At 35.7% G+C, this 13,806-nt stretch carries 15 protein-coding genes; 8 read left to right on the top strand and 7 right to left on the bottom strand.

The annotated features are described in order from the left end of the window. Nucleotides 1–16: 16 nt before the first annotated feature. Genes ecsC through ecsA form a run of 3 tightly spaced genes read right to left on the bottom strand, consistent with a single transcriptional unit; the run spans nt 17 to nt 2,685 of the window. Entirely contained in the window at nt 17–724 is a 708-nt protein-coding gene (gene ecsC / locus COE49_RS18725; protein ID WP_088232642.1) for an ecs operon protein EcsC, read from the bottom strand. Between the two features lie 13 nt (nt 725–737). Further along, nucleotides 738–1,949: an ABC transporter permease EcsB gene (ecsB, locus tag COE49_RS18720; protein ID WP_088232643.1), complete on the bottom strand. Its 1,212-nt coding sequence runs from the start codon at nt 1,947–1,949 to the stop codon at nt 738–740. After that, nucleotides 1,942–2,685 carry an ABC transporter ATP-binding protein EcsA gene (gene ecsA / locus COE49_RS18715; protein ID WP_098253350.1) on the bottom strand — a complete coding sequence of 248 codons (744 nt, stop codon included), beginning with the start codon at nt 2,683–2,685 and terminating at the stop codon, nt 1,942–1,944. Before ecsA ends, ecsB begins: the two co-directional genes overlap by 8 nt. 557 nt (nt 2,686–3,242) lie before the next feature. Here ecsA and COE49_RS18705 point away from each other — a divergent pair. The 3 genes from COE49_RS18705 (at nt 3,243) to COE49_RS18695 (ending at nt 5,077) form a co-directional block, all read left to right on the top strand. Continuing rightward, on the top strand, nt 3,243–3,677 hold the full coding sequence (locus COE49_RS18705; RefSeq protein WP_088232645.1) for an HIT family protein: 435 nt from the start codon (nt 3,243–3,245) through the stop codon (nt 3,675–3,677). 181 nt (nt 3,678–3,858) lie between these two features. Continuing rightward, the gene (locus COE49_RS18700; RefSeq protein ID WP_071711168.1) at nt 3,859–4,221 is read left to right on the top strand and encodes a YtxH domain-containing protein; all 363 of its coding nucleotides are present in this window, start codon (nt 3,859–3,861) and stop codon (nt 4,219–4,221) included. Nucleotides 4,222–4,519: 298 nt separating this feature from the next. Continuing rightward, on the top strand, nt 4,520–5,077 hold the full coding sequence (locus COE49_RS18695) for an HTH-type transcriptional regulator Hpr (protein WP_088232646.1): 558 nt from the start codon (nt 4,520–4,522) through the stop codon (nt 5,075–5,077). A 5-nt stretch (nt 5,078–5,082) separates the two neighbouring features. Here the strand turns inward: COE49_RS18695 and COE49_RS18690 are convergent, their stop codons facing one another. After that, a complete protein-coding gene (locus tag COE49_RS18690; protein WP_088232647.1) occupies nt 5,083–5,418 on the bottom strand; it encodes a DUF1878 family protein in 336 nt (111 codons plus the stop codon). 113 nt (nt 5,419–5,531) lie between these two features. Between COE49_RS18690 and COE49_RS18685 the strand changes: the two genes are divergently transcribed. The 5 genes from COE49_RS18685 to COE49_RS18660 all read left to right on the top strand — a co-directional run bounded on the left by COE49_RS18685 (nt 5,532) and on the right by COE49_RS18660 (nt 11,040). Further along, nucleotides 5,532–5,726 carry a hypothetical protein gene (locus COE49_RS18685; protein WP_048656387.1) on the top strand — a complete coding sequence of 65 codons (195 nt, stop codon included), beginning with the start codon at nt 5,532–5,534 and terminating at the stop codon, nt 5,724–5,726. A gap of 424 nt (nt 5,727–6,150) precedes the next feature. After that, entirely contained in the window at nt 6,151–7,011 is an 861-nt protein-coding gene (prsA, locus tag COE49_RS18675; protein WP_088232648.1) for a peptidylprolyl isomerase PrsA, read from the top strand. 185 nt (nt 7,012–7,196) lie between these two features. After that, nucleotides 7,197–7,814: a hypothetical protein gene (locus COE49_RS18670; protein ID WP_098841387.1), complete on the top strand. Its 618-nt coding sequence runs from the start codon at nt 7,197–7,199 to the stop codon at nt 7,812–7,814. A 242-nt stretch (nt 7,815–8,056) separates the two neighbouring features. Further along, nucleotides 8,057–10,390, top strand: coding sequence for an RNA polymerase recycling motor HelD (gene helD, locus COE49_RS18665; protein ID WP_098252915.1), 2,334 nt, complete (start codon nt 8,057–8,059; stop codon nt 10,388–10,390). An 86-nt stretch (nt 10,391–10,476) separates the two neighbouring features. Then, nucleotides 10,477–11,040, top strand: a complete 564-nt coding sequence (locus COE49_RS18660) for a hypothetical protein (RefSeq protein WP_088232650.1) — start codon at nt 10,477–10,479, stop codon at nt 11,038–11,040. A 98-nt stretch (nt 11,041–11,138) separates the two neighbouring features. Here COE49_RS18660 and COE49_RS18655 read toward each other — a convergent pair whose 3' ends face one another. Genes COE49_RS18655 through COE49_RS18645 form a run of 3 tightly spaced genes read right to left on the bottom strand, consistent with a single transcriptional unit; the run spans nt 11,139 to nt 13,363 of the window. Next, nucleotides 11,139–12,410 (bottom strand): FtsW/RodA/SpoVE family cell cycle protein, encoded by a 1,272-nt coding sequence (locus COE49_RS18655; protein ID WP_088232651.1) that lies wholly within the window; start codon nt 12,408–12,410, stop codon nt 11,139–11,141. A gap of 7 nt (nt 12,411–12,417) precedes the next feature. Then, nucleotides 12,418–12,825, bottom strand: coding sequence for a PadR family transcriptional regulator (locus COE49_RS18650; protein WP_088232652.1), 408 nt, complete (start codon nt 12,823–12,825; stop codon nt 12,418–12,420). A gap of 4 nt (nt 12,826–12,829) precedes the next feature. Next, nucleotides 12,830–13,363 (bottom strand): sigma-70 family RNA polymerase sigma factor, encoded by a 534-nt coding sequence (locus COE49_RS18645; protein WP_098357198.1) that lies wholly within the window; start codon nt 13,361–13,363, stop codon nt 12,830–12,832. Nucleotides 13,364–13,806: the final 443 nt, after the last annotated feature.

Raw genomic sequence — 13,806 nt, 5'->3', positions numbered from 1 at the left:
CTTTTTGTAAAGCAACTCAATTCCTACTCAATAACCGCATACGATAACAATTCATCGTCACTTCTCCAAGTCGTTGCAGTAATTGATAGTTCGCATACGCACCGACCGGGGCGCCGATTACCGGGACGAGCTGCAACATCTTCGCTAAATCGATATAGTCTCGGTACTCTGTTTGGAACTTTTCCCAGTCCATATGATTTTCTTCTACTGTATCCCACGTTTCAATCGCTTTCCATATTTCTTTTCGGTGATCATCACTTGAAAAGGCAAGCTGGAATACGTGAAGGATAAAGAGCCTCTCTTCTTTGTTACTCGTATCAAATCCATATAATGTCGCTGCATCGAATAAAAATTTAATTTTAATCGTAAGTAGAAGCGGAAAGTCAGCAAGGCCAAGAAGAATACCACCAGCGCCCGTCCCTGCTCCTTCTGCTGCAGCTATTTTTTTGTACTCATCTATTTTTTTACGTACTTCATCGTCACGTCTTTGCAGTGACCAGTTCGTTTCTTTTAGCTTCGGTTTTATGAAGTTTGATCCAGCACTAATTGTTTGCACCATCATCCGAATCGTTTCTGTTAGTACCTTTTGCACTTTCGCGGGCACTAGTTGTTGCACTTTCACCTGCACTTTTTTAGAGAACCGTGTCATCATAGAAGAATCTTTCATGAATGTAGCTTTCCACCGCTCCAATTCTTTTATAACCTTTTCTTCATATGTAATCATAGGTTCATTCCTTTCAATTTAAGCGCTCAATGCGTTTTGCACCGTATTGATAAACGAAACCGATACTAAATACTATGCTTACGACTAATAAAATTCCCGTCATCATGAAATCTTTCGTCGCTAGTAGAAATACAATTGTAAAGATAATGCTACCAGTAATGAGGATTGCATTTAATAAAGTAAGGAAATCTTTCTTCTTCTCTTCTCCCCCTACTGGATACAAATCAAGCCAAACCTTCATGCGGTGATGTTTCCATAAAGTTAATAGCTGATAACCGATTAAGTATAGGAAAATAAGGCTTACGATAAATCGTCCATATAAAAACGGAATGAAGTAAAGAATAATTCCTCCAAGAGCGAGCAAGCGTACATATAATCCAAAATAGTTGCCCGATCGTAAGAACGTTCTCGTATATAAGTATAAATACGTACGCTTTTCTCCGATTATCGAAAGAATGAAATCAAGCCATTTGCGGCGGGATACTCTTTCTTTTAATGCTGGTACATCAACGAACATATTCGCAATGCGGTACAGCAGCATCATCTTCTTACCTTCTTCAGAAATTAAATATTCCCAGTTCAGCGGCTTTCCCTTCACCATTTGATGCAGGATCGCAAGGTATAACGCCATGAGCAGAACGATTCCACCAATAAACATAACGGAAGTACGTTCTACAAGGAAATAAACAAATAATCCGTTTAAAAGAAATCGAATGAACCAATCGGCTCTCTGTATATTTTGATCTGTTAAAAATGACTTTTCCCACGCTACGAATAAATTCCACGCTTTTACAATGACAAACGCAAGTACGAGCCATATGTATGCTGCACCTGTTTGTTTCATTTGTTGGAAATATAACGGGGCAAGCGCTGCCGCTACAATTGCGATTATGTATAACTGAATCATAAACGTAAAGAGAAATGCCTTTGTGAAGTAAGGCTTTAACTTTTCTTCAACTGGCAGTAAATAAACGAGGTCTGCTTCTTTTAATAACGTTTGAATGGATCCAGCTGTTAAAACGAGTCCAATTAATATGGCCATCACGAGTGCAGCCTGAAACGAAGGTGTTAACGTTTGTAACCATTGCTGGTAATAATACGCTCCCGCACCGATGATGAACACGAAAATAAATTTCAAGTGATCATTAAATACGTATTTACTATATGTACGAACTTCTTTTAAAAAGTGTCGAAATCGTTCTTTCCACAATGCTGTGCTATTCATAATCTTCTTCCTTCGTTAACGCAATGTAAATATCATCTAACGTTGCACCTGGCATATGAAATTCGGATTGCAGTTCAGATAATGTTCCCTTCGCTCTTACTTCACCTTGATGCAGAATAATGAACGAATCACAATAACGCTCTGCCGTCGCTAAAATGTGTGTGCTCATTAAAATACCTGCGCCGCTCTTTTTCATTTGATCCATCATTTGAAGGAGTGATTGAATCGCTAACGGATCGAGCCCAACGAACGGTTCGTCTACGATGTAAAGAGATGGCTCCACTAAAAATGCACTCATAATCATTACTTTTTGCTTCATCCCTTTTGAGAAATGAGACGGAAACCATTTCAAACGATTTTTCATGCGAAACTCTTGCAGTAGTTGTCCTACACGTTCTTCGTATTGCTTTTCATCAACGCCGTACGCCATCGCTGTTAACTTCAAATGCTCTTCTAACGTTAACTCATCATATAATACCGGTGTTTCCGGAATGAAGGAGAAACTAGAACGATACGCTGTCATATCATCACGAATCGTTTTTCCATTAATTGTGACAGTTCCTTTTTTCGGTTCCATTAAACCGATAATATGTTTAATCGTCGTACTTTTACCAGCTCCATTTAAACCGATTAAGCCGACAAGTTCGCCTTTATTAACAGAGAACGAAACATCTTTTAGTACAGGGCGTTTCGTATATCCTCCTGTAACCTTTTCTACACGCAATAACTCGCTCATACGACACCACTTTCTTCATTAGTATTCATTCTACATTCATCTTACCAAAAATTGCACGATCCTACATAGTTTCGATGTCCTCAAAAAAAATTTAAATTTCTTCGCATATATTTTTACGAAAGCGGACATCATAATTAAGGAAGAAGGAACACATTGAAAAAGCAACCACCAATTGATGAGTACAACAACATAGTAAGTCATCATGAAATGGGGTGTCCATGTTGGACAAAGAAATTTACACATAACCAGATTATTTGTTTCATTTTAGAAACGGGGTGTCTCCGAAAGAGCATATACTGTTTTATAAATAAACAATTTCCTTAAAAAAAGATTGCAATTCATTTCACTTGAAAATGGGGTGTCTACGGCAGAAACTTTAGCCGATTTACCATGCATTTCTTAAATAAATGGGGTGTCTGCGAAACGTAAATTACGATAATGCTTTTTCAATCCATCTTCAGAAAGCAGGAAGCTGAGTCAGCTTCCTGTTTTTCGTGTTTGTTCTATTATGTAATTATGGTAAAATACGGCTAAGGCTATTTGAAAGGATGAGATCGATGAATCATACAGCGGATAATTGTATTTTTTGTAAAATTATTGACGGGCAAATCCCTTGCTCAAAAGTATACGAAGATGAACATGTACTTGCATTTTTAGATATTAGTCAAGTAACAAAAGGACATACACTTGTTATTCCAAAAGTTCACAAACAAGACATTTTTGCGTTAACGCCAGAAATCGCATCACACATTTTTGCTGTCGTTCCAAAAATCGCAAATGCAATGAAAGCAGAGTTTAATCCAGTTGGCTTTAACCTACTTAACAATAACGGTGAAAAAGCTGGACAAACTGTGTTCCACTTCCACCTTCATTTAATTCCACGCTACGGTGAAAACGATGGTTTCGGTGCTGTTTGGAAATCACACCAAAATGAATACACTATGGAAAGTTTACAAAACATCGCAAGCACAATTGCAAATAGTGTGAAATAGTGACACTATAAGAAGACGTAATACATAACAATTCGATTCCCAAAAATGATTACACATACGCATGACTTGTTTCTTCACTTAACATGCGCGGGGATCATTGTTTGTGCCTAGCACATATAAGAAAGATATGCATACTTTTTCACATCATGAATATGAACAAAAAATAAGGAGGTCTCCTTTTATGTCAAAAGCTAAATCCTTTATTACAGGTGTTATTTGTGGCGGAGCAGTTGCTGGACTAGCCGTTCTTTTCTCAACTCCTTCTTCTGGTAAAGACATGCGCGGCAAACTGAAAGAAAAAGGAACTGATATTAAAAAGACTTTAGCTGATATTACAGCTGATACAAAGTTATTAAAGCGTCAAATCGTTGAAACTGCTTCAGAAGGTAAAGAAGTGTTTCAAGAATTAAAAGACGATATGCAAGACACGCTTTCTAACTGGAAACAAGATATTTCTCAAAACAAGCGCCATATCGAAAAAGAAATTTTAGATATCCAAAAGTCAATTGAGAAACTGCAAGAAGCTGTTCCAGAAAAAGCGTAAACAGATTCCTGCTTAGTTTTTTGCATATAACAAATATTTTTTAGATAAATTGACCTTAACACGGCATATCACATAGATATGCCGTGTTTTTATGCATTTACAATATATGTTATCCCTTAACATGTATGGACAACACATGTATTCACGACTCATAAACCGCTTCCCTAGTTATGCATGATTTGTATAGAATGTCGTTTTTCCAAAAAATTTTCACAATTCTCACAAAAAGACTTTATTAATTTTTATTTTACTGGCATAATAGATAGTAATGAAAAAGAATGTTAAAGTGGGTGAGTATATGAAAAGTGGAGAAAAAGATTACTCGGTAAAAGAAGCGATGATTTTCAGCCAACGCATTGCTCAATTATCGAAAGCGTTATGGAAATGCGTAGAGAAAGATTGGCAACAGTGGATTAAACCTTACGATTTAAACATTAATGAGCATCACATTTTATCAATCGCTTATCATTTAAAAGGGGCTTCTATTTCTGAGATTGCTAAGTTTGGAGTTATGCACGTATCAACGGCGTTTAACTTCTCGAAAAAGCTGGAAGAACGCGGCTATCTTGTATTCTCGAAAAAAGAAGATGATAAACGAAATACGTACATTGAAATTACAGACAAAGGGGAAGAATTACTACTTTGTTTAATGGAGGAGTATAAGCCCGAAAATAATTCCGTGTTTAATGGAGCTCTTGCACTTCGTAATTTTTATGGGAAGTTCCCAGAAAACATCGAACTGATTGCCATCCTGCGTAATATTTACGGACAAGAATTTATCGATATTTTTGAGAAATCATTAGAAGATATTGATGAGAACTTTATGGAATCCGACCAGAAGTTAGTTAAGAAGTAATCTATTTATTTTTTCGCAATCATGCTTAAAAATTCATTCATAAGTGGTTTAAATAAACCTTGTTTTGCTAGCGCTTCCGCAGTTTCGTATACTTCGAGCTGATGTGGAAGCGCTTTTTCAAATTGATCTAACAGCGCATCGAACAATAAAAGCCCTTCTGCTTTCTCCACTACGTATTGTTCGTTCAACATTTCACAAAGTTGCAGTATACGTTCAATATCTTTTTTACGAGCTTTTTTCTTTATGATCAAAGAATAAAATGGACACTTTTCTTCATCAATCATTTTAAATAGTAGGTCTACGTAGTATTCAGCTTGTTCTAATCTTCTAACAACGTCCATTTTCTCCCTCACTTTCTAACACAAAGTCTTCTATTTCTGAATTTTGTAACACGAACAAAATATCGTGTGATACAATATATATATGTATTTTAGCCAAAAGGAGGTCTCGCCTCATGACACTTATAACAGTTGTTTTTGTCGCATTCGCACTTCTTGTTATATTTTACACGAATTTCATGACACATACACTGTGTGAACGAAAACAAATAACTGCGAGCCGCCAACCCGGTGTCTTTCGGGTTATTAATGTATGTATAACAATTTTATTAATTTCTAGTTATATAGAAATTATATTTCATGGAAAGTGAGGAAGGAAAGCCCCTTCCTCATTTTTTTCCTCTATAAGCAAATTATACCTACTATAACCAATAAAATAAACAGTACAAGTAATAAAATAAGTTGAGAATTCATCCCCATCCCCTCCTCTTTTCTGTATATGCGGCATATGCCCACTATGGAACACTTTCAAAATCTGACACGATATGGTTAATTTTTCTTTATCAATAGGAAAAGACGTCGAAATATGATATATTAAATTCTGTACATATTGCTTATACTATAGAACAAAACATCCATCAAAACTTTATCCTCAGCCTCGGTAAGCCCTGTTAAGCGCGCTTTACCAGTGTATAAAAAGCAAAAGTATCAGTGAGACTTAATCGGGCTCTTATGAACTTGAGTTCATTGGTGTAGGATAAATTAAAAATACATAATAGTAGGAGTGTTTATCGAATGAAGAAAGCTATGCTTGCATTAGCCGCTACAAGTGTGATTGCCTTATCAGCATGTGGAACATCATCAGAAAAAATCGTTACCTCTAAAGCTGGTGACATTACAAAAGAAGAATTCTACGATCAAATGAAAACTCAAGCTGGTAAACAAGTACTAAATAACATGGTTATGGAAAAAGTACTTATTAACAACTACAAAGTTGAAGACAAAGATGTAGACAAAAAGTTCGATGAAATGAAAAAACAATACGGTGATCAATTCGATACACTATTAAAACAACAAGGTATTAAAGAAGAAACTATAAAAGATGGTGTGCGTGCTCAATTAGCTCAAGAAAAAGCAGTTGAAAAAACAATCACTGATAAAGAACTAAAAGACAACTACAAGCCTGAAATTAAAGCAAGCCACATTCTTGTAAAAGATGAAGCAACTGCGAAAAAGGTTAAAGAAGAACTTGGACAAGGTAAATCTTTCGAAGAGTTAGCGAAACAATACTCTGAAGATACTGGTTCAAAAGAAAAAGGTGGAGACTTAGGATTCTTCGGACCTGGTAAAATGGTTAAAGAATTCGAAGATGCTGCTTACAAACTGAAAAAAGATGAAGTAAGCGAACCTGTAAAATCACAATTCGGTTACCACATCATTAAAGTAACAGACATTAAAGAACCAGAAAAATCATTCGATCAATCTAAAGCTGACATCAAAAAAGATTTAGTTCAAAAGAAAATGCAAGATGGCGAATTCATGAACGATCTTATGATGAAAGAAATCAAAAAAGCTGACGTAAAAGTTGAAGATAAAGATTTCAAAGATCTTTTCGAAGAGAAAAAAACTGACGATAAAAAAGAAGAAAAGAAATAATGAAGTGAAAAAAGCTTGGGTAGCCCCAAGCTTTTTTATTTTGCGTTAATCAAGTTATTTTAGGTAGCAAGACTCTCCCCTCTTTAGATCGTAAGGCCCACTTCATAGCATACGCCCTACTGAGTTAACGCGTAGGATAATTTCAAACAATTTGGCAAAAATATATACTAAAAAGGTGTACGGAAATGAAAAAAATAATCTTTATCGTCTTACTTTTGATAATTTCTATCGGAACTTCCGAAAAAACGTATGCCCGTTCAATAAAGTTAGGTGCAGATACATTAACAATCTTTGAGCACAAAGAATTATCATTAAAACAGGCTATTGAGTTAGCATCTACTTCTGCACTTAAATGGAATAAAAACGCTCAATTTTTACAGGCAGTTAATATTGACAAAGATAAGCCTGGGAAGGCAATCGGAAGTAACGGTAAAAGAAAATACTGGAATATTGATTTTGGAGTGCCAGATACGAATAAAATGTTTTTAATTACTATCTATGAGGGGAAAATTGTTCAAGCACAGGATGTAACCAGGGAAGGTACTTCGCCTTATCCTAAAGAAGAGTTCATCAGATTAGAAGACATTAACTACGATTCTCCCCAGTTACTAAAAAAAGCATTAAAATCATGCGCTATCTATCCCGGTAAAGATTGGGCAAAAGGTTATAATTTCATGCTCAAAAAAGACACTGAGATGAACATCCCCCTAATGCTAGTAATAGGTTGGAATAAAGAACAGACAAAAATGCAAGCAGCTGGTTTTCATGTAACAACAGGTGAATATATTCCACCACAAAACTGATTTTTTATTATCTGCTCTTTTTCAACTAACAGACTATAATCTACAACAAAAAACCTTGATTCCATCACACACGGAACCAAGGTTTATCTCATTATCATTGATTAAATTCAAAAACTATGTTAAATTAGTACAGAAACGCATTCTTCAAAAATAAAAGAATGTATTTATCCGTATCTTAATTGTACAACAAAATTCATTTTCAGTCAACCTCTATTTTTCACTTTTAAAGGAGTGCTTAGCGTATGAACAAAAAACTTGATTTAGAGCAAAAACGATTGGATACCGTAATCGAAACGATTGCGCAACAAATTGATAAGCTAGAAAACGAAACTGGCAGACGCCGAGCAGAAGTAATCAACATTCGTAAGCACTTTTGGGATGACGTAAAAGTTAATACTGATACTTTTGATGATTATCTTGAAACAGTTATCAACTTAAGACAACAAGCCCAATCACTCGCTGTAACACAAATTACACATAAGCACACTTTCAATCGACTTGCTGCACTAAAACGTATGCAGAAAGCACCTTACTTCGGACGCATTGATTTTACAGAAGAAGGCGAACAAGCCGCAGAGCAAATTTATATCGGCGTGGCTACCCTTACCGACGCAAGCGGAGAAAATTTTCTCATATACGATTGGCGCGCGCCAATTTCAAGTGTCTACTATGATTATCCACCAGGACCGGCTGAGTACAGTACACCAGGAGGCGTAATCCACGGCAATGTGGAGAAAAAGCTACAATACATTATTCAAGACGGCGTAATTGATTCTATGTTCGATACGAGCCTTACAATTGGTGATGAAATCTTGCAACAAGCGCTCGGAAAAGGTACGAACAAACATATGCAAAGTATCGTTGCGACGATTCAGCGCGAACAAAATGAAATTATAAGGCACGACGAAGGACGACTACTTATCGTTCAAGGAGCTGCTGGTAGTGGTAAAACGTCAGCTGCCCTGCAGCGAATCGCCTATTTACTATATAAATATCGCGAATGGTTAAAAGCCGATCAAATTATTCTCTTCTCCCCTAACTCTATGTTCAACAGCTACGTTTCTAACGTACTACCTGAACTTGGTGAAGAGAATATGCAACAAGTAACATTCCAGGAATATTTAAATCATAGACTAAGCAATTCATTTGACGTAGAAGACCCTTACGAGCAATTAGAATATATGCTAACTGAAACGAATAGTCCTGCCTATAAAACTAGAAATGCGAGCATTCGCTTTAAAGCATCTACTCAATTTTTCGAGATGATTAGAACGTACAGACAATCTCTAGAATCGTCTGGCATGCTATTTAGAGGAATGAAATTTAGAGGAAAACTGATTGCCTCTGCTAAAGAAATCGCAGAGCAATTTTATAATACTGATTCCTCCCTCCGCTTCCATAGTCGAATTGAGAAGTTAACGGATTGGCTAAATAAACAAATAGATGAACTTGAAAAAACAGAATTGAAAAAGCCTTGGGTAGAAGAAGAAATTGAACTACTTAGTAAAGATGAGTATCAAAAAGCTTATAAATACTTGCAGAAAAAAGGTGAGTTTGACGACAACTCCTTTAATGATTATGAACAAGAAACGAAAGTACTTGGACGTATGATTGTCCGTAAAAAATTGAAGCCACTTCGTAAAGGTGTTCAAACACTACGCTTCATCAATTTCACAGGCATATATAAACAACTCTTCACAGATTCATCATGGGTTACTGGCGAAAAGCCGAAAGAATGGGACGACATTTGCTCATTAACAGTGAACATGCTCGATGAAGGAAAACTATATTACGAGGACGCGACTCCATTTTTACTTTTAAAAGAATTAATTGAAGGTTTCCAAACGAACAGATCCATTAAGCACGTACTCGTAGACGAAGCGCAAGATTACTCTCCGTTTCAGTTCGAGTTTTTAAAACGTCTCTTCCCTGCTGCAAAAATGACAGTACTTGGGGACTTTAACCAAGCGATATTTGCTCATGCGAGTGAAACAGTTAATTTCAATACACTTACGAATTTATACGGGCCAGATGAAACAAACGGTATTAACTTAACTCGTAGCTATCGCTCAACAAAACCGATTATTGAATTTACACGTAATCTCGTACCAGAAGGAAAGAAAATTAATGCATTTGAACGTGACGGTGAGAAACCTACAGTAACTACAGTTTCTAATTACAGCGAACTGCACGACCGTATTACTTCCAAAGTTGCTGAACTTCAAAAACAACAACATAATACGATCGCAATTATATGTAAATCTGCAGCTGAAAGTGCCGCTGCTTACGAGGCACTTCGTAACATTGAAGATATTAAACTTGTGAAGAGCACCTCTGCTGAATACGAACAAGGCATTGTCGTGATCCCTGCTTATTTAGCAAAAGGTATCGAATTTGACGCTGTTATTATTTACGATGCTTCTAAAAATGTGTACAGCGATGAGAGCGTTCGTAGATTGTTCTACACTGCTTGTACGCGTGCGATGCATGAATTGCAACTTTATAGCGTTGGCGAAGTTAGTCCTTTTGTACTTGGGGCTGATTCGAAGAGTTTTGAGCTTATTACAACACCTTGATACAAATCAAGGTGTTTCTTTTTTATGCAGGATTTACACCTTAAAAATAGAATATATCAGTTTAGAAAAAGTTAAGGAGTGAAAAAATGAACCATTATTTTATCGCCATTTATGACGGCGTGTTTCCTACTGAAAAATTACATACCATCTTACAGTCTAATCCTACTTTTACCGATTTAAATGTCCGCCCTCTTGCAATCTCATCACCAAGACCTTTCACATTATTAGTTGGTGAAGAACATGATGCACTCACAACTGGGCTTACAGACAAATACCATTTATTAACGAAAGAGTTGCAAGCACTTGAGCAGCAAGAAAAATACTATTACGTATACGATTATAAAATTAGAAAAACCATCGAGAATCCCGCCCAAAAATGCTTTCCATTATCTACAATCAATATAAGTATTACGAAATTCCATCAGATGATTCAAAAAGTAAAGGACTTAAAACGACCTGTATTTGCAGGTTATAACATCATTTCTCATGATGCAGACATACTTACAATTGATGTACTTCTATCTTCACCTTTATTAGATCCGAACACTTCCGAAAAAGACGCGGAAGAATACTCCTATTTACAACAACTAGCTGAAACAATCTCTCGTTCTGAATTATGTACTTCTATGAAAGCGAGTTCGCTTATTTAAACATAGAAGAGGGTTATTTATCATAGCCCTCTTCTACTAACTATTTACGTTTGTACTTGATCATAGTAATGAATTTTATATACAACTTATAATAAGTATCAAGGTGTTTTTCTCATTCTAAACGACATATCTTTGCGGCGATACACACTTAACACAATCCCCATTAAAAGCGCATGAAATAAAGTAGGTGTTACGCCATAACTAATAAAGGGTAGTGATATGGAAACAATCGGCAATAAGCCTAATATCATGCCCACGTTATAAATGAATTGAACTATAAAAAGGGTCATCCCGCCAACGAGCAGCAATTTACCATACCGATCATTTATTTTATAAGATATGAACACTAACCTTACTACAAAAAGAGAAAGAATCAAGACAAGAATCAGTGCTAGCACATATCCATAATAATACGTCAAACTTGCAAATACAAAATCAGTATCTGGATTAGGGATGAACTTTACATCTCCATATGTACCAAACCAACCTGCTGACGACATTACTTCTTTTAAACGTATATACATAAATCCTGCGCCTTGTGCATCACGCTCTGGATTCAAATACCCTAAAAATCTATCCAAATAAACTCCTTTTACTGTGGGCCAGGAAAAAGAGGCCCCTATAATCAATAAACAGATTGGTACAACCGTAATAATTAACGCCGTTTTCTTTCCTAACTTACTCCACCAAAGCATAACGAATACCATCGTGATATAAATAAAAATCACTGAAAAAGCTGCGCCAATTAAGAATAAATACAAAGAAAATAAATACAACACTACAAGATACCTAACTTTCAATCTATTGTTATTGAAAAAAGAAGCCCAAGCTAGAAAAAAGAACGGCACTGCCATTAAACGGTCAATTGCAATAGGACCAACTTTTATTATCGGTTCTCCAAGCATCCCAGCATTCGGAAAACAGTATAACATTAACAAAATAAGTACCCCAATTGTATAAAACAACCATCCAAATCTCTCTAACTTCCGATAATCAATCAGCATCATCCCTAATGCTGTTGCAATACTAAGAACAACAGATATCACCTTATTCATTAGTAAATCATTCATATATCCAAAGGCTATAACCGGCAAAAACCCTAACCCCATCGCAGCCACTAATAAACCAATTAAGAACCAATCAATCTTTGGCTTATGTAGTTTATTAAGTTCTTGCCCAAGTTTAACCGGACTTCCCATTTGTTCAACAGCCTTATCTTCCGCAACTTCCTCACTTAACCCTTTATCCATCCACATATTCTTCGCCTGTTTCAAGTGAAAGTCTAGTTCAGTTGCCACAAAGCTCTTCGCTTCTTTTGATTTAATATGATTCGTAACTTCTTTTAAAAAACGTTCCCCTTTTTTATTCAATTTCGCCTCACTCCTGTACTAAGCCTTTTAATATAAATTGTGCCTTCGTAGCATTTTTTTCTGCCTTTCTTAGCATCTTTCTTCCTTTATCGTTTAATTGATAATATTTAGCTCCTGCGTGATCCCAGCTAGATTGGATAAAGCGATTTTGTTCTAGACGATGTAATACAGTGTATAGAGACCCTTCATTGCCTTCGAATTTTTGAATCCCTCTCCCCCGCAACAATTGCATCAATTCATAACCTGTTTTTTCATTCATAAGAAGTTGCAACACTGCTAAAAGGATATCCTCTTCCTTTTCGAACGATTGATTGATTTTTTCGCGCACCTGCTTCTTGTGCTGATCAGAAAAACTCAAATGTTTAAAAGTTGTATTCTCCATTGATTTTCGCAGGCCTTTTAATCGATCTTCCATTTGATTATTCCTCCAATCCTTTCTTCAAAAGCTCCTTAGCTTTTTTCAGTCTCGTTTTTATCGTATTTTCCTTCACTTCTATTACAGTAGCAATCTCTTTAATTGATAATTCTTCATAATAAAATAGATAAATGACTTCTCGATATTTTATCGGTAAATTCATTACTGCAGAAGCCAGCCTACTATCCTCAGCATTTTGAATAACAGTCTGTTCAACACTTTCTTTTTGACTCCCTATATACGTAAATTCATCTTCTGTAACGATTACCTTCTTGTTGTACCAACTTTTTATATAATCCTTACAATGATTAATCGCGATTCTCCACAACCACGTTTTCACATTCGATTTTCCTTTATATGTATGAAGAGATTTATAACATTTCACAAATATATCTTGCGTTAAATCCTCAGCAACCTCTTTATTATTCACATATGAATACACAAGCTGTAGCACTTCTTGTCCATACTTGTTCATTATTTCGTCGATAAGAAGTTCCTTATCTTCTATTTCAAACGCTTCTACCATTAATTCATCCACATCATTTCCTCCTTCCCATATATTAGACGAAGCACTCTATGGAAAAGTTTTATAAATTTATAAAAAATTACGGTTAGCACTGTCCATACCGTTTTGTTAAACCTTTATTTCAAGTTTTATACACCACATCATAGTCTAACTCTTAACTTCATATTATCCTCTTCCTACTAAAATAGCATTTTTGTTTCAAAGCGCTCATACGTAAAACTAAGTAGATTATCTGTAAATTGCGGGCCATTTACCAGCTCTTCCGCAATTACATTCTTTTTCATCAACCAATAATTCCAATTGATGCTTAATAACACATACACTTGCCTTAATCACATTCTTCTTCCTTTCTCTCAAATAACGATTTCGTTTTCACTTCACCAACACTAATTACCAAATTTTATACAAATACATTTTTTTACTCTTTTAGTATATTAAATGTAAGCTTCCTAAAA

The sequence above is a fragment of the Bacillus sp. AFS029637 genome (genome assembly GCF_002584985.1).
In the GTDB taxonomy this organism is placed as follows: domain Bacteria; phylum Bacillota; class Bacilli; order Bacillales; family Bacillaceae_G; genus Bacillus_A.
The sequence above is the reverse complement of the archived record's forward strand: the minus strand, read 5'-3'. Positions and strand labels throughout refer to the sequence as shown.